Source organism: Duganella qianjiadongensis, from assembly GCF_009857915.1.
GTDB lineage: Bacteria > Pseudomonadota > Gammaproteobacteria > Burkholderiales > Burkholderiaceae_D > Rugamonas > Rugamonas qianjiadongensis.
In genome coordinates, this window is the sequence record NZ_WWCM01000009.1 from 131,642 (window position 1) to 147,243 (window position 15,602).

17 protein-coding genes are annotated in these 15,602 nt (G+C 61.8%); 13 read left to right on the plus strand and 4 right to left on the minus strand.

What is annotated here, in order from left to right; genetic code table 11:
- Positions 1–86 precede the first annotated feature (86 nt).
- Positions 87–1,103 (plus strand): heat-inducible transcriptional repressor HrcA, encoded by a 1,017-nt coding sequence (gene hrcA, locus GTP27_RS14280; RefSeq protein WP_161039844.1) that lies wholly within the window; start codon positions 87–89, stop codon positions 1,101–1,103.
- A gap of 45 nt (positions 1,104–1,148) precedes the next feature.
- Here hrcA and fur read toward each other — a convergent pair whose 3' ends face one another.
- On the minus strand, positions 1,149–1,577 hold the full coding sequence (gene fur / locus GTP27_RS14285; RefSeq protein WP_161039845.1) for a ferric iron uptake transcriptional regulator: 429 nt from the start codon (positions 1,575–1,577) through the stop codon (positions 1,149–1,151).
- Positions 1,578–1,849: 272 nt separating this feature from the next.
- On the opposite strand from fur, the gene GTP27_RS14290 reads away from it, so the two are divergent.
- From GTP27_RS14290 to GTP27_RS14310, 5 genes are read left to right on the plus strand one after another with little or no spacing between them, the layout of a single operon-like run.
- Positions 1,850–2,422 carry an outer membrane protein assembly factor BamE gene (locus tag GTP27_RS14290; protein ID WP_371865929.1) on the plus strand — a complete coding sequence of 191 codons (573 nt, stop codon included), beginning with the start codon at positions 1,850–1,852 and terminating at the stop codon, positions 2,420–2,422.
- 11 nt (positions 2,423–2,433) lie between these two features.
- The gene (dapB, locus tag GTP27_RS14295) at positions 2,434–3,243 is read left to right on the plus strand and encodes a 4-hydroxy-tetrahydrodipicolinate reductase (RefSeq protein WP_161039846.1); all 810 of its coding nucleotides are present in this window, start codon (positions 2,434–2,436) and stop codon (positions 3,241–3,243) included.
- A complete protein-coding gene (locus GTP27_RS14300) occupies positions 3,240–3,914 on the plus strand; it encodes a MotA/TolQ/ExbB proton channel family protein (protein ID WP_161039847.1) in 675 nt (224 codons plus the stop codon). The genes dapB and GTP27_RS14300 overlap by 4 nt, the downstream gene beginning before the upstream one ends.
- A gap of 44 nt (positions 3,915–3,958) precedes the next feature.
- Positions 3,959–4,384: an ExbD/TolR family protein gene (locus tag GTP27_RS14305; protein WP_161039848.1), complete on the plus strand. Its 426-nt coding sequence runs from the start codon at positions 3,959–3,961 to the stop codon at positions 4,382–4,384.
- 1 nt (position 4,385) lies between these two features.
- Positions 4,386–4,712: a barstar family protein gene (locus GTP27_RS14310; RefSeq protein WP_161039849.1), complete on the plus strand. Its 327-nt coding sequence runs from the start codon at positions 4,386–4,388 to the stop codon at positions 4,710–4,712.
- A gap of 7 nt (positions 4,713–4,719) precedes the next feature.
- Here GTP27_RS14310 and map read toward each other — a convergent pair whose 3' ends face one another.
- The 3 genes from map to GTP27_RS14325 all read right to left on the minus strand — a co-directional run bounded on the left by map (position 4,720) and on the right by GTP27_RS14325 (position 6,872).
- A complete protein-coding gene (gene map / locus GTP27_RS14315; protein ID WP_161039850.1) occupies positions 4,720–5,577 on the minus strand; it encodes a type I methionyl aminopeptidase in 858 nt (285 codons plus the stop codon).
- Positions 5,578–5,622: 45 nt separating this feature from the next.
- Positions 5,623–5,988: a VOC family protein gene (locus GTP27_RS14320; protein WP_161039851.1), complete on the minus strand. Its 366-nt coding sequence runs from the start codon at positions 5,986–5,988 to the stop codon at positions 5,623–5,625.
- Between the two features lie 92 nt (positions 5,989–6,080).
- On the minus strand, positions 6,081–6,872 hold the full coding sequence (locus GTP27_RS14325) for a helix-turn-helix transcriptional regulator (RefSeq protein ID WP_161039852.1): 792 nt from the start codon (positions 6,870–6,872) through the stop codon (positions 6,081–6,083).
- 140 nt (positions 6,873–7,012) lie between these two features.
- Between GTP27_RS14325 and leuS the strand changes: the two genes are divergently transcribed.
- The 7 genes from leuS to GTP27_RS14360 all read left to right on the plus strand — a co-directional run bounded on the left by leuS (position 7,013) and on the right by GTP27_RS14360 (position 15,485).
- A complete protein-coding gene (leuS, locus tag GTP27_RS14330; protein WP_161039853.1) occupies positions 7,013–9,655 on the plus strand; it encodes a leucine--tRNA ligase in 2,643 nt (880 codons plus the stop codon).
- 12 nt (positions 9,656–9,667) lie between these two features.
- Positions 9,668–10,219, plus strand: coding sequence for an LPS-assembly lipoprotein LptE (locus tag GTP27_RS14335; RefSeq protein ID WP_371865930.1), 552 nt, complete (start codon positions 9,668–9,670; stop codon positions 10,217–10,219).
- Between the two features lie 8 nt (positions 10,220–10,227).
- A complete protein-coding gene (gene holA / locus GTP27_RS14340) occupies positions 10,228–11,244 on the plus strand; it encodes a DNA polymerase III subunit delta (protein WP_161039854.1) in 1,017 nt (338 codons plus the stop codon).
- Between the two features lie 19 nt (positions 11,245–11,263).
- Entirely contained in the window at positions 11,264–12,535 is a 1,272-nt protein-coding gene (locus GTP27_RS14345) for a glutamate-5-semialdehyde dehydrogenase (RefSeq protein WP_161039855.1), read from the plus strand.
- A gap of 9 nt (positions 12,536–12,544) precedes the next feature.
- Positions 12,545–12,961, plus strand: a complete 417-nt coding sequence (locus GTP27_RS14350; RefSeq protein WP_161039856.1) for a CopD family protein — start codon at positions 12,545–12,547, stop codon at positions 12,959–12,961.
- 76 nt (positions 12,962–13,037) lie between these two features.
- Positions 13,038–14,240, plus strand: a complete 1,203-nt coding sequence (locus GTP27_RS14355; protein ID WP_371865931.1) for a THUMP domain-containing class I SAM-dependent RNA methyltransferase — start codon at positions 13,038–13,040, stop codon at positions 14,238–14,240.
- 9 nt (positions 14,241–14,249) lie between these two features.
- A complete protein-coding gene (locus GTP27_RS14360) occupies positions 14,250–15,485 on the plus strand; it encodes a multidrug effflux MFS transporter (RefSeq protein ID WP_161039857.1) in 1,236 nt (411 codons plus the stop codon).
- Positions 15,486–15,602: the final 117 nt, after the last annotated feature.

A 15,602-nucleotide genomic window follows, 5' to 3' on the forward strand; every position in this document is an offset into this window, starting at 1 on the left:
TGTCATCGGTGCATAATAGGAATTAAGCAGTCAACTCCGCAGCCAACTTAGTAGCCCAGTAAGCAGCCTTAAATCAACGACTCATCATGCAACTCGAACCCCGCGCGCAAACTTTGCTTAAAGCTCTGGTGGAGCGCTATATTGCGGACGGCCAGCCGGTCGGTTCGCGCGCTCTGTCCAAGATTTCCGGACTGGACCTGTCACCCGCCACCATCCGCAATGTGATGGCCGATCTGGAGGAACTGGGCTATGTGGCCAGTCCCCACACCTCGGCTGGCCGGGTGCCGACCCCGCGCGGCTACCGCATCTTTGTCGATACCCTGCTGACGGTGCAGCATCTGGACGAGCAGGCCGTGGAAGGGCGCCTGCGCCTGCAGGCGCCGCAGCCGCAGAAGATGATCAATAATGCGGCGCAGATGCTGTCCTCGCTGTCGCAGTTTGCCGGTGTGGTGCTGGCACCACGGCGCGAATCGGTGTTCCAGCATATCGAATTCCTGCGTCTGGGCGAGAAGCGCATACTGCTGGTGATCGTGGCGCCCGGCGGCGACGTGCAGAACCGCTTGCTGCTGACCGATGTCGATTACAGCCCGGCCCAGCTGGTGCAGTCGGCCAACTACATCAACCAGAACTACGGCGGGCTGGCCTTCGATGAAGTGCAGCGCCGCCTGCAGAGCGAAGTCAGACAGCTGCGCGACGACATGGGCCGGCTGATGCAGGCTGCGGTGGAAGCGGGCAGCGAGGCCATGGCCGACGATTCGGAAGACATGGTGATCGCCGGCGAACGCAATCTGCTGTCGGTCAGCGATCTGTCCTCGAATATGAGTTCGCTGCGCCAGATGTTCGATATGTTCGAGCAGAAGACGGGGCTGATGCAGCTGCTCGACGTGTCGAGCAAGGCCAACGGCGTGCAGATCTATATCGGCGGCGAATCGAGTCTGGTGCCTATGGACGAAATGAGCGTGGTGACGGCGCCCTACACGGCGCACGGCAAGATCGTCGGCACGCTGGGCGTGATCGGCCCCACCCGTATGGCTTACGAGCGGGTGATTCCTATCGTGGATATTACGGCCAAGCTGCTGTCGAATGCGCTGAGCCAGCAGTAAGCTGGCCGCTGCGGCAGGGCCATGCTGCGGGGCAGCCGGGCTGGTTTACTGGCGGTGCGGGCAGGCCGTCTTGGTGCAGTTGCCGTAGATCGCCAGTGCGTGTTCGGCTATCTTGAAGCCGCGCTCCTGGGCGATGACCTGCTGGCGCACTTCGATTTCTTCATCAAAGAATTCTTCCACGCGGCCGCAATCGAGGCAGACCAGATGGTCGTGGTGCGAGCCTTCGTTGAGTTCGAAAATCGCTTTACCCGTCTCGAAATGATTGCGGTTGAGCAAGCCAGCCTGTTCGAACTGGGTCAGCACGCGGTAGACGGTGGCCAGGCCCACATCCATATTGTCCGCCAGCAAGATCTTATAGACATCCTCGGCGGTCAGGTGGCGCACGTCGCTGTTCTGGAAGATGTCCAGAATTTTCAGACGTGGCAGCGTGGCTTTCAGGCCGCTGGCCTTCAGATCGTTAGGATTGTTACCCATGGTGGCGACTCTTACAGTGGTGTGATTTAGTGCTGGTGAGGCGACAGTTTAACGTACTCCGGCGCTAGCCGCAGCAAGGTTGACGCGGCGTGTGCGCTGCGCCGTGCAGCAATTTGCAATGTTTTACATTTTAGTTATATAAAACAAGGACATACTGGCGGAATTGGTGGATAATGCCTGCGCAAAGCGTGCCCGGCTAGCCCCATCTTGCATCATGTGCATTATGATATAGCGTTTTTCGGCACTTCCGCTCGAACCGATTGAGGACAACCATGCGCGTCACCCAGGCACAAATGCCGACCAAGTTGCAGTCTAAGTTGCATTCCACCCCGCATCGTTCCACTGGCCGTCTGCCCCTGCTGGCAGGCGCGGTCTGCTTCGCGCTGGCCCTGTCCGGCTGCGCCACCAAGACCACGCTGGGCGAGAAATCGACTGAAGTGAAAGAGACCGGCGTAACGCTGGACGCCAGCAAAGGTGCGCAAACTACGACGATTACCCAGCTGCAGAAGTTCATGTGGTTCTTCTCGCCGTATCGTCCCGACATCCAGCAAGGTAACTTCGTATCGGAAGAAATGCTGGCCCAGCTCAAGACGGGCATGACGCGCGATCAGGTGCGTTTCATCTTCGGCAGCTCGCTGCTGGAAGATCCTTTCCATGGCAATCGCTGGGACTACCCGTTCCGCATGGCCAAGGGTAATGGCGAGCTGACCACCAGCCGCGTGATCGTGTTCTTCGACAAGGAAGGCCGCGTCGAGCGCTGGGAAGGCGGCAATCTGCCGACCGAAAAAGAATACATTGCCCGGATTGCCGGCCCGGCGCCGCAAGTCAAGGCTAGCGACAAATAACTGAGGAAACCATGAGTGAGATGAATATCGCCATTGCTGGCGCTGGCGGCCGCATGGGCCGTATGCTGATCGAAGCCGTGCTGGCGGCGCCCGACGCGCGCCTGTCCGGTGCGCTCGATCGCGCCGGCGGCAGCAATATCGGCAGCGACGCTGCTGCGTTTCTGGGCCAGCCGGCCGGCGTGGCCGTGGCAGCCGATCTGGCGCAAGGCCTGGCCGGTGCGCAGTACCTGATCGACTTTACCCGTCCGGAAGGCACGCTCGAACATCTGGCCTACTGCGCCGAGCATGGCATCAAGATGGTAATCGGCACCACCGGCTTCGACGAAGCCGGCAAGGCCGCGATAGCCGAAGCGGCCAAGAAAACCGCCATCGTGTTCTCGCCTAACTTCAGCGTGGGCGTCAACGTGACCCTCAAGCTGCTGGAGCAGGCCGCCAAGGCACTGGCCGTGGGCTACGACATCGAAGTGATCGAAGCGCACCACCGCCACAAGGTCGATGCCCCTTCGGGCACGGCGCTGAAAATGGGTGAAGTGCTGGCCGGCGCACTGGGCCGCGATCTGAAAGATTGCGCCGTGTATGCGCGCGAAGGCGTGACGGGCGAGCGTGATCCATCCTCGATCGGCTTTGCCACCATCCGCGGCGGCGACATCGTGGGCGACCACACCGTGCTGTTTGCCGGTACCGGCGAGCGTATCGAAATCAGCCACAAATCCAGCAGCCGCGTGACTTACGCCCACGGTTCGCTGCGCGCCTGCCGCTTCCTGGCCGACAAGAGCACCGGCCTGTATGACATGTACGACGTGCTGGCGCTGAACGGATGATGCCCAATCAATTCACCCTGACCAGTTACTGGGAACAGGGCGACGCCATCAGCCACTGTGTGGCGCTGGTGTTGCTGGCGATGTCGCTGGTGAGTTGGTTTTTCATCCTGTCCAAAAGCCTGGCCGCGTGGCGTATCCGCCGCAGCGCGCCAGCCGTGCAGCAGTTCTGGCAGGCTCCCACGCTGGCCGACGGCGTGGCCGCCCTGAACGCTGCCGATCCCGAACAGATCTACGCGCCGCTGGCGCAGCAGGGCGCGGCCTTGCAGCAGGCCGCCAGGTCCGGCAGCCGTGCGCTCAGCGCCGAGCTGGCACCGGCCGCGCAGATCACCCGCGTGCTGCGCGATGCCATCCAGCGCGCCACCACCCAGCTGGAAAGCGGGCTGACGGTGCTCGCTTCGATCGGCGCTACCGCACCCTTCGTCGGCCTGCTCGGCACCGTGTGGGGCATCTACCATGCGCTGGCCAATGTATCGGCGCACGGCACGGTGCAGATCGATAAAGTGGCAGGCCCCGTGGGCGAAGCGCTGATCATGACGGCCATCGGCCTGACGGTGGCGATTCCTGCCGTGCTGGCGTATAACGGTTTTAACCGCGTCAACCGCCTGACGCTGGCCGAACTCGATGCCTTTGCCTACGATCTGCAAGCCTATCTGACGCGCAGTCCGGAATAAGGCAGGCACCAGCAGCCATCAATAGCCACCAGTAGGAGCAGAGCATGAGCTTCGGCGCATTCAATCACCACCGCAATCCCGGCCCCATGGCCGACATCAACGTTACGCCTATGGTGGATGTGATGCTGGTGCTGCTGGTGATCTTCATCCTGAGCGCGCCCATGCTGAGCAATGCCGTCAAGCTGGAGCTGCCCAGCGCCGACGCCGCGCCAGCCGGCAGCCAGCCGGCAGCCACCGTGCTGCTGGCCATCGATGGCGCAGGACGGATTTACTGGAACAATGATCCGGTCGATAGTGCAGCACTGGAAACGCGGCTGGAACAGGCCGCGGCGCTGTCGCCGCAACCGGAACTGCAACTGCGGGCCGATAAGAACACGCGCTATGAAGTGGTGGCGCAGGTGATGGCCGCCGCGCAGCAGCAGGGCTTAACCAAACTGGGGTTTGTTACCGCCCCCAAGAAAGAGAAATAATATGGCTACCGCCGAACTCAATGGTGGCGCGATCACCGACTTCGCCAGCTTCCACGCTGCCTGCAAGGCTGCGCTGGGCTTCCCCGATACCTATAGCAACACCATGGATGCGTGGGTGGACTGCCTGAGCTATCTGCGCGACGACGACAGCATGAGCAAGTTCCGTCTGAAGCCTAATGAAGTGCTGGAAATCGTCATCAAGGACGGCGCTGCCATGCAGGCCGCCGTGCCCGATATTCTGGAAGAAGTGACTTACTGCGTGGCCGGCCTCAATGAGCGCTACGAAGACTATGGCGAGAAGCCGGCCCTGAAACTGACCCTGCGCTGATCCTGCGCTAAGCTGCAGTGCTGGCGGCTGCCGGTGCTGGCTCTGCGCCAGCCGGTACGACGTTCGGAATCTGCGCCTTGGCGCCCGTCTCGCCCGGTGCCAGCGTCAGCACCTCGTAGCCCGTTTCCGTCACCAGCACCATGTGCTCCCACTGCGCCGACAGCGATTTGTCGCGCGTCTCCACCGTCCAGCCATCGGCCAGTTCGCGCGTCGGCGCCTTGCCGGCGTTGATCATCGGCTCGATAGTAAACAGCATGCCAGGCTTGAGTACTACGCCCTGACCGGGGCGGCCATAGTGGGCCACCTGCGGATCGTCGTGATAGATGGTGCCGATACCGTGGCCGCAGTAGTCGAGCACCACGCTGTAACCAGCTTTCTCGGCGATGGTCTGGATGGCGAAGCCTACATCGCCCAGCGTGGCGCGCGGCTTGACGGCACGGATGCCGGCCCACATGGCGGCATAGGTGGTTTCCACCAGTTTGCGGGCTGCCTTGGACGGCTCGCCCACGTAGTACATGCGGCTGGTGTCACCGAACCAGCCATCCTTGATGACGGCCACGTCGATGTTGATGATGTCGCCCTCTTTCAGTATCTGGCTTTCCGACGGTATGCCGTGGCACACCACATGGTTGACCGAGCTGCACACGGTGGCAGGGAAGCCGCCATAGCCCACGTTGGCCGGAATCGCTTGCTGTACATTGACGATGTACTCGTTGCACAGGCGATCCAGATAGGCCGTGCTGACACCAGCGCGGATGTGCGGGCCTATCATGGTCAGCACATCGGCCGCCAGCTGGGCGGCCACGCGGGCCTGGGCGATCTGTTCTGGCGTCTTGTTCTGGTTGCTGGGGCTACGGCGGGACATGGTGGGCCTTCTTGTTCAAATAAGCCCGATATTCTGCCACAAGCCTTAGCGCACCGCTGACGGATCGAAATGCGGGTTGTCGATCAGGCAAAGCAGATTGCCGTACGGGTCGGCCAGTTCCACTGTGCGGATGCCGCCGCCCACGTCCTGTATGGCGCCGTGGATGGTGGCGCCCAGCGCCACGATGCGGGCGACTTCCCCTTCGATATCATCGACGCCCCAGTAGACCAGACTGCCGCTGGTGCCGGGCGTGCCGTCGGGCAGCAGGCCCAGTTCGAAGCCGCCGACGGAAAAGCCCACATAAAACGGCTGGTCGAAATACGGCGCCACGCCGAATACGCTCTCGTACCATGCTTTGGCGGCGGCCAGATCGGCCACCGGATAAATTGCCGTGCGCAATCCTTTGATCATGCTGTTCTCCTGTCGGTGCTGCTAGCTGTTGTAGAAAACACCATCTTGGCACATTTGCTGTGCGCGCGATTGGAAAAATGGAAAGCGCCAGCCTAGGCGCTGAGCAGGAAGCGCTGCGGGGCAGCACCGGCGAACTGCTGGAAGTCGTGGATCAGGTGGGACTGGTCGAAATAGCCGCAGGCCAGCGCCAGTTCGCTCCAGTCGGGCGTGGCCGTGTGGCGCAGGGCGGCAGTGGCGCGGCGGAAGCGGCAGATGCGTGCATACATTTTGGGCGTGAGCCCCACGCGCTGGCGGAACAGGGCAGCCAGATGCTGGCGCGAGACGCCCAGCCGGGCCGCCAGATCATCGATACGCAGGCTGCCGTCGCTGTTTTCCAGTGCTGCCAATGCGTAGCGGATCAGGCCTGCGGCATGCTGCTCGGCCTGCACGGTTGCAGCAGGGGCGGCCTGTGCTGCACGCAGGCGCTGCAGCAGATAGGCTTCGATCAGGGCCAGCCGCTGGCGCTCCGGCCGTTCGCGTTCCCACAGGGCGTCGGCCAGCCGGGCTGCGTCGCCGTCGCCCCACAGCAGATCAATCTCGGCGCGCTGGTCGTTCAGCTCCTGCAGGGGCGTGCGCAGGAACAGGCCGGCCGCCCCGGCCTTGAAGCGCACGGCCAGTGTATGCCGTGCATCGCTGCCGGGCGCCAGTATCGGGCTGCTCATCATGCCGACCACAAAGGCGCTGCTGGGCGTGCGGCCGGACTGGCCGCCATCCTGCCACAGGATGTCCACGCAGTTATCGGGCAGCACCCTGTGCTGGCTGGCGTGGACAGGCGCCTGCGCCGCCCACAGGCAGTCGACATAGGCGGCCAGCGCCGGCTGGGGAGGATATTCACGGTAGAACATGGCCCCAGTATGCCACGGACTAGGGGCGGCAAGGGCGCGCCAGCTGGCCCGATACTGCTTTCAGCTGTGCCTAAGCCGCGCAGGAGGGGCCGGGGACGGTATAATGTTCGGTTCTTAGACAATTCTGGCCGTTGACCATCATGCAAGATAAATACAGTCCCGCTGACGTAGAAAAAGCCGCACAATCGCACTGGAAAGCCATCGACGCCTACAAAGCCGTCGAAAATGACCCGCGCTTCCCCAAGGGTAAATACTATGCCTGCTCGATGCTGCCTTACCCATCGGGCAAGCTGCACATGGGCCACGTGCGTAACTACACCATCAACGATGTGATGTACCGCTATCTGCGCATGAACGGCTACAACGTGCTGATGCCTATGGGCTGGGATGCTTTCGGTATGCCTGCCGAGAATGCCGCCATGGCCAACAACGTGCCACCGGCGCAGTGGACCTACTCCAACATCGCCCACATGCGCGAGCAGATGGAGTCCATGGGTCTGGCGATCGACTGGTCGCGCGAAATGACGGCCTGCAAACCCGAATACTACAAATGGAACCAGTGGATGTTCCTGAAGATGCTGGAAAAAGGCATCATCTACAAAAAAACCGGTACCGTGAACTGGGACCCTATCGACCAGACCGTGCTGGCTAACGAGCAGGTGGTCGATGGCCGCGGCTGGCGTTCCGGCGCGCTGATCGAAAAGCGCGAAATCCCCATGTACTACGCCCGCATCACCGACTATGCCGACGAGCTGCTGTCCTACGTGGACGACAAGCTGCCGGGCTGGCCGGAGCGCGTGCGCACCATGCAGACCAACTGGATCGGCAAATCGACCGGTGTGCGTTTCGCTTTCCCGCACGAGATCAAGGATGAAACGGGCGCGCTGATCGGCGACGGCAAGATGTATGTGTTCACCACCCGTCCCGACACGGTCATGGGCGTGACCTTCTGCGCCGTGGCGGCCGAGCACCCGCTGGCGATCCACGCGGCCAAGACCAATCCGGCGCTGGCTGCCTTCAACGCCGAGTGCAAACTGGGTTCCGTGATCGAGGCCGACATGGCCACCATGGAAAAGAAAGGCATGCCGACCGGCCTGTTCGTCACCCATCCTCTGACGGGCGAGCAGGTCGAAGTCTGGGTAGGTAACTACGTCCTGATTACCTACGGCGACGGCGCCGTCATGGGCGTGCCGGCGCACGACGAGCGCGATTTCGCCTTCGCCAAAAAATACCATCTGCCGATCAAGCAGGTGATCAAGGCCGAAGGCAAAGAATTCTCCACCGAAGCCTGGCAGGAATGGTATGGCGACAAGGAAGTCTCCATCGTCACCAACTCGGGCAAATACGATGGCCTGAACTACGCTGCTGCAGTCGATGCCGTGGCAGCCGATATGGCGGCTAAAGGTCTGGGCGAGAAGAAAATCACCTTCCGTCTGCGCGACTGGGGCGTTTCGCGCCAGCGCTACTGGGGCACGCCTATCCCGATGATCCACTGCGCCGATTGCGGCACCGTGCCGGTACCGGAAAAAGATCTGCCAGTGGTGCTGCCGGAAGACTGCGTGCCGGATGGCACGGGCAACCCGCTGAACAAGCACGAAGCCTTCCTCAAGTGCGACTGCCCGCAATGCGGCAAGCCGGCGCGTCGCGAAACCGACACCATGGATACCTTCGTCGATTCGTCGTGGTACTACATGCGCTATACCTCGCCGGGTGCTAACGACGCCATGGTCGATGCCCGCAACGACTACTGGATGCCGATGGACCAGTACATTGGCGGTATCGAACACGCCGTGATGCACCTGCTGTACGCCCGCTTCTGGACCAAGATCATGCGCGATCTGGGTCTGGTCAAGTTCGACGAACCGTTCGTCAATCTGCTGACGCAGGGTATGGTGCTGAACGAAACCTACTACCGTGAAGACGCTGCCGGCAAGAAGGTCTGGTTCAATCCGGCCGACGTGGATCTGACGCTGGACGACAAAGGCCGTCCGCAAGGCGCCGTGGCGAAGGCCGACGGCCAGCCCGTGCAGATCGGCGGCACCGAGAAGATGTCGAAGTCGAAGAATAATGGTATCGACCCTGCCGCCCAGATCGAGCAGTACGGCGCCGACACGGCCCGTCTGTTCACCATGTTCGCTTCGCCGCCGGAGCAGACGCTGGAATGGTCGGGCAGCGGCGTGGAAGGCGCCAACCGCTTCCTGAAACGGGTGTGGGCCTATGGCTACGCGCAGTCCGGCCGTATCGGCAAAGCCCTGCAGGGGGCTGATGCACCAGTGGCGACCGACGCGCAGAAAACCCTGCGCCGCGAACTGCACAAGCTGCTGCAACAGGCCGACTACGACCTGAAACGCATCCAGTACAACACCGTGGTATCGGCCTGCATGAAGATGCTCAATACGCTGGAATCGGCCAAGCTCGATGACAGCGCAGCATCGGATGCGCTGATCGCGGAAGGCTTCTCGATCTTTATCCGCCTGCTCAACCCCGTCGCGCCGCACATCACCCACGTGCTGTGGCAGGAACTGGGCTACGCCGGCAAGTTCGGCGATCTGCTTAACGCGCCTTGGCCGCAAGTGGATCCGGCTGCGCTGGAGCAGTCCGAAATCGAGATGATGATACAGGTGAACGGCAAGCTGCGCGGCAGCGTGGTGGTGCCGAAAGGCGCCGACAAGGCTGCTATCGAAGCAGCTGCACTGGCCAGCGAAGCGGTGCAGAAGTTCATCGAAGGTACGCCGAAGAAGGTCATCGTGGTACCGGGCAAACTGGTCAACATCGTGGTCTAAGCTAGGATAACTATGACGATGAATCTGGCATGGCGCCGCATGGCGAGTCTGATCGGCCTGTCGCTGCTGCTGACGCTGTCGGCCTGCGGCTTCCACCTGCGTGGCGAAGGCGGGCATTACACCCTGCCGTTCCCGACGATGTATGTGGGCCTGCCGGATGCATCGCCACTGGCGATCGACCTGAAACGGAATATCCGCGCCAATGGCGGCACCACCGTGGTGGCCGCTGCCAAGGATGCGGATGGCGTGATCGAGGTGCTGACCAATCCGGAAAAGACCCGTACCAAAACCATTCTGTCCCTGAACAGCAATGGCCGCGTGCGACAGTATCTGCTGTCGTACAACATCGTGTTCCGGGTACTGGACCGGCAGGGTAAGGAGTTGCTGGCGCCGACGCAGATTTTGCTGACCCGCCCGATCGACTTCAACGAAACCCAGCTGCTGGCCAAGGAGCAGGAAGAAGCCCTGCTGTACAAGGACATGCAGACCGATCTGGTGCAGCAGATGATGCGCCGTATCGCTGCCATCAAGCCGCCACAGGTTTCCGTGCCGGCCAGCCGCTAGGGTAAGCCATGCAATTGCGGCTAGAGGCACTGGACGGCCACCTGAGCAAGGCGCTGGCGCCACTGTATGTGATCACCAGCGACGAGCATCTGCTGGCGCTGGAAGCGGCGGACAAGATCCGCCGCACGGCGCGTGCGCAAGGCTATTCCGAGCGCGACGTGCTGACGGTAGAACGCAGCTTCAAATGGGGCGAACTGCTGGCGGCCAATCAGGCCCTGTCGCTGTTCGGCGACAAGAAGCTGATCGAGCTGCGCATCCCCACCGGCAAGCCGGGCAAGGATGGCGGCGCGGCTTTACAAAGTTATGTGCAAGACCTGAGTCCCGATAACCTGACCCTGATTACCCTGCCCAAGCTGGACTGGCAGACGCAGAAGGCGGCGTGGGTGGCCAGCCTGCAGCAGGCCGCCGTGTATATCGATATTCCGCAGGTGGAACGGACCCAGTTACCCAATTGGATAGGCCAGCGCCTTGCCGCACAAGGGCAGAGCGCTGACCGGCAGAGCATCGATTTCATCGCCGATCGCGTGGAAGGCAATCTGTTGGCGGCCCATCAGGAAATACAGAAACTGGCCCTGCTGCACGAGCCGGGCAAGCTGACCTACGAACAGGTGCACGATGCGGTGCTGAACGTGGCGCGTTACGACGTGTTCAAGCTCAGCGAAGCCATGCTGGCCGGTGATCCGGCGCGGCTGGTGCGCATGCTGCAAGGCTTGCAGGGGGAGGGCGAGGCTTTGCCGCTGGTGCTGTGGGCCGTGACGGAAGAAATCCGCACGCTGCTCAAGCTCAAGGCGGGCATGGCGCAGGGGCGGCCTCTGGGCGCGCTGCTCAAGGAGTACCGCATCTGGGGACCGAAGGAACGCATGATGGAGCCGGCATTGCGCCGCATTTCGCTCGCTACGCTGGAAGCGGCAATGCAGGACGCAGCGCAGGTGGACAAGATGATCAAGGGCTTGCGCGCCAAAGCGCATGCCGGCGACGCGTGGGACGCGATGCTGCAGCTGGCATTGAACGTCGCGCGCGGTTAGCACAGCGAAAGCAATCACGATGGATATCAAGCACTACATGGAACAACTGGGCCAGCAGGCACGCGCAGCATCGCGCGCCATGGCCCGCGCCGACAGCGCCACCCGCAATCGCGCCCTGACGCTGATTGCCGACGCCATCGAGCGCGATGCAGCGCAACTACGCGCTGCCAACCAGATGGATATGGACGCCGCCGCCGCCAACGGGCTGGCACCGGCCATGCTGGACCGGCTGGCTCTGTCGGACAAGGCGATTGCCACCATGGTCGAAGGCCTGCGCCAGATCGTGGCGCTGCCCGACCCTATCGGTGAAATCTCGGGCATGAAATTCCGCCCTAGCGGCATACAGGTAGGGCAGATGCGTGTGCCGCTGGGCGTGATCGGCATCATCTACGAATCGCGCCCGAACGTAACGGTGGATGCTGCCGGTCTGTGCATCAAGAGTGGCAACGCCACCATCCTGCGCGGCGGTTCGGAAGCCATCCATTGCAACCGCGCGCTGGCCAGGCTGGTCAAGGAAGGTTTGCAGGGCGCCGGCCTGCCCGCTGATGGCGTGCAGGTGGTCGATACCACCGACCGCGTTGCCGTGGGCGCGCTGATCACCATGCCGCAGTATGTGGACGTGATTGTGCCGCGTGGCGGCAAGAGCCTGATCGCGCGCCTGATGGCGGAAGCGACGGTGCCGATGATTAAGCATCTGGACGGCATCTGCCACGTCTACATCGATGCGCAGGCCGATGTCGAGAAAGCGCTGAAGATCGCCTTCAACGCCAAGTGCCACCGCTACGGCACCTGCAACACTATGGAAACGCTGCTGGTGCACCGTGCCATAGCGCCCACCGTGCTGCCGCAACTGGCGCAGCTGTATGCCACCAAACAGGTGGAACTGCGTGCCGATGCCGAAGCGCTGGCGATACTGCAGGCAGCGAACTACCCGCATCTGGTGGCGGCGACGGAAGAGGACTGGGCGACCGAATATCTGGCCGCCATCCTGTCGGTGAAGATAGTCGATGGCATCGACGCGGCGATGGAACACATCAACCATTATTCGTCCAAGCACACCGAAGCCATCGTCACGGAGAACTATAGCGACGCCATGCGCTTCCTGCGCGAAGTCGATTCCTCGTCCGTGATGGTGAACGCTTCGACCCGCTTTGCCGATGGTTTCGAGTATGGTCTGGGGGCGGAGATCGGGATTTCCAACGACAAGCTGCATGCGCGCGGCCCGGTCGGACTGGAAGGACTGACTTCGCTGAAATACGTGGTATTTGGCCACGGGGAAGTACGTAACTAGGAAACGCATATGCTCTGGTTTAAGGCGCTGCACATAATGCTTGTGATTTCGTGGATGGCAGGGGTGTTCTACCTGCCCCGCATCTTCGTCAATCTGGCGATGGAAACCAATGATGTGGCCACCCAGCGCCTGCTGACCATGGCGCGCAAGCTGTACCGCTTCTCGATGTGGATCTCCGTGTTTGCCGTAACGGCGGGCGCGATCCTGATCTATATGCAGTACGGCTGGCAGATGCCGCACTGGCTGCACGCCAAGCTGTTCGTGGCGGCGCTGCTGATCGGCTATCACCATTCCTGCGGCCCGCTGCTGCGCAAGTTCGAGGAAGGCCGCAACCAGCGCAGCCACAAGTGGTTCCGCGTATATAACGAGCTGCCCGTATTCATGATGCTGGCCATCGTGCTGCTGGTGGTGCTCAAGCCGTTCTGAGTGAGAACGGCAAGGTAGGACAGCATAGCGCCGGCTGGGACGGCGCAGTTTTTTTCAACGGACAAAAGGTACACCTATGGCATCCTATTTTTGCCCATGCCCGCGCGGCATGGAAGCGGCACTAGCCGAAGAACTGGGCGAAATCGCCCAGCAAAGCCGCACCATGAAAGTGCACAACCAGGTTCCGGGCGGCGTGCACTGCTCGGGCGATCTGCTGGACTCCTACCGCATCAACCTGCATTCGCGCATTGCTTCGCGCGTCCTGATGCGCATGGGCGTGAGCGGCTACCAGAACGAAAACGATATCTATGATCTGGTGCTGGCCCAGCCGTGGGAAGACTGGTTCACCTACGACCACACCATCCGGGTTGATGTAACGGCGGTGAAGTCGCCGCTCAAGAGTCTGGAATTCACCACGCTGAAGATCAAGGATGCCATCTGCGACCGCTTCCGCGACCAGTTCAACAAGCGCCCGTCGGTGGACACCCGCGAGCCGGACATGCGCATCGTCGGCTTCCTCGACAAGAGCCAGTTCATCATCTATCTCGATACCTCGGGCGAAGCGCTGTTCAAGCGCGGCTGGCGTACCGAAACGGGCGATGCGCCGCTGCGCGAAAATCTCGCTGCCGGTCTGCTGCGCGTGTCGGGCTGGAAGCCGGGCATGCCGCTGTTCGATCCCATGTGCGGTTCCGGCACCATCCTGTGCGAAGCGGCGCAGATGGTGCAGGGCGTGCCGCCCGGTGCGCGCCGCCGTTTCGCTTTCGAAGCGTTCAACGATTTCGATCCGGCGCCATGGCAGGCCATGAAGGCCGCCATCAAGCCTAATCCGCTGCCGGCCGAGCCGACGATATTCGGCTCCGATATTTCGGGCGACATGGTGGCTATGACGCGCCACAATCTGCGCAGCGCCGGCATCCTGTTCGAAGTGCCGCTCAAGCAGATCGAGGCGCAGGAAGTCAAAGCGCCCACCGAACAGCCGGGCATTTTGCTGACCAACCCGCCGTATGGCGAGCGTATCGGCGTGCGCGGCGACAGCACCCTGGCGGAAGACGAACTGGCCACCAGCTTCTACGCGGCCTTCAGCTCCACCCTGAAGCAGCGCTTTGCCGGCTGGACGGTGTTCCTGTTCACGGCCGATCTGGGCCTGCCCAAGCTGCTGCGCCTGAAAGAATCGCGCAAGACGCCATTCTTCAACGGCGCGCTGGAATGCCGTCTGTTCCGCTTCGATATGGTGGCCGGTTTCAACCGCCGCGAGGCCGCCAAGCCGAAAACGGAGTAAGCCCGCACTATGCCGTTCAAGTTGCCCGCGCCCGAGCGCGCCATCCCCGGCGCTACGGCGCTGGCGGCTCTGCTGGCCGCCCTGTCGATGCTGGGGCCATTCTCCATCGACGCCTATCTGCCAGCCTTCCCCGCTATTCAGGCCAGCCTGCATGCCAGCGAGATCGAAGTGCAGCAAAGTCTGGCGCTGTATCTGTTCTCGTTTGCCTGCATGGTGCTGTGGCATGGCGCCCTGTCCGACGCCTTTGGCCGGCGCCGGGTCATCCTGATTTCGCTGCTGGCGTTCGCCGTGGGCACGGCCGGCTGCGCGATGGCGCACAGCGTGCATGTGCTGTGGTTCTGGCGCATTGTGCAGGGCGTGTCGTCCGGTGCCGGAGTGGTGGTGGGGCGTGCCATCATCCGTGATCTGCACAGCGACGCCGCCGCAGCGCGTCTGCTGTCCATGGTCACCATGATCTTTTCCATTGCGCCGGCCATCGCGCCCGTGCTGGGCGGGCTGGTGGTGACGCAGTTCGGCTGGCGCGCCATTTTCATCGGCCAGCTGCTATACAGTCTGGGTTTGTGGGCCTACTGTTATCTGCGCCTGCCCGAAACGCTGGCACCGGCCCAGCGTCAGCCTTTCCATCCGCGCCAGCTGCTGCGCAATTATGGGGAAATCCTGCGTTCGCCCCTGTTCCATCTGAAGTCGGGCATCGTGGCGCTGAACTTTGCCGGCCTGTTTATCTATATCTCGGCGGCGCCGCTGTTCCTGCCCCGCCATCTGGGGCTGGGGCCGCATCAATTCGCCTGGCTGTTCATCCCCGCCGTGAGTGGGATATTCTGCGGTGCGCTGGCGGCGAACCGCATGGCCGGACGTATGGCTTTTTCGCGACAGATTGCACTGGGCTTTGGTGTGATCATTTCGTCCACACTAATCAATCTGGTTTATCACTACGGGTGTGCGCCGGCGCTGCCGTGGACGGTGCTGCCGCTGTTTAGCTATGCCTTCGGCATGTCTATGGTGTCTCCTGCCGCCACCTTGCTGGCGCTGGATCTGTTCCCGCATTTGCGGGGAACGGTGGCATCCTGCCAATCTTTTGCCACGACTTTGCTGTGCGCCGTCGTCGCCGGCGTAGTGGCGCCAGCCCTATCACAGTCGGTATTCTGGCTAGCCGCAGGACAGACGGCATTTAGTATATGTGCTCTCGTTTTGTGGTTGACTGCACGCAATTACCGGAGCATGCTACTACGCCATCCGGAGCATTAATGATTATCGGCAGGAAATTCAATTAGTTGAACCAGAAATCTTACCTATGGTAAATTTTTACCATAGGTTTATGTTAGTATAATTTTTTAAGACAATATTTCTTCGGCCCAAACAACC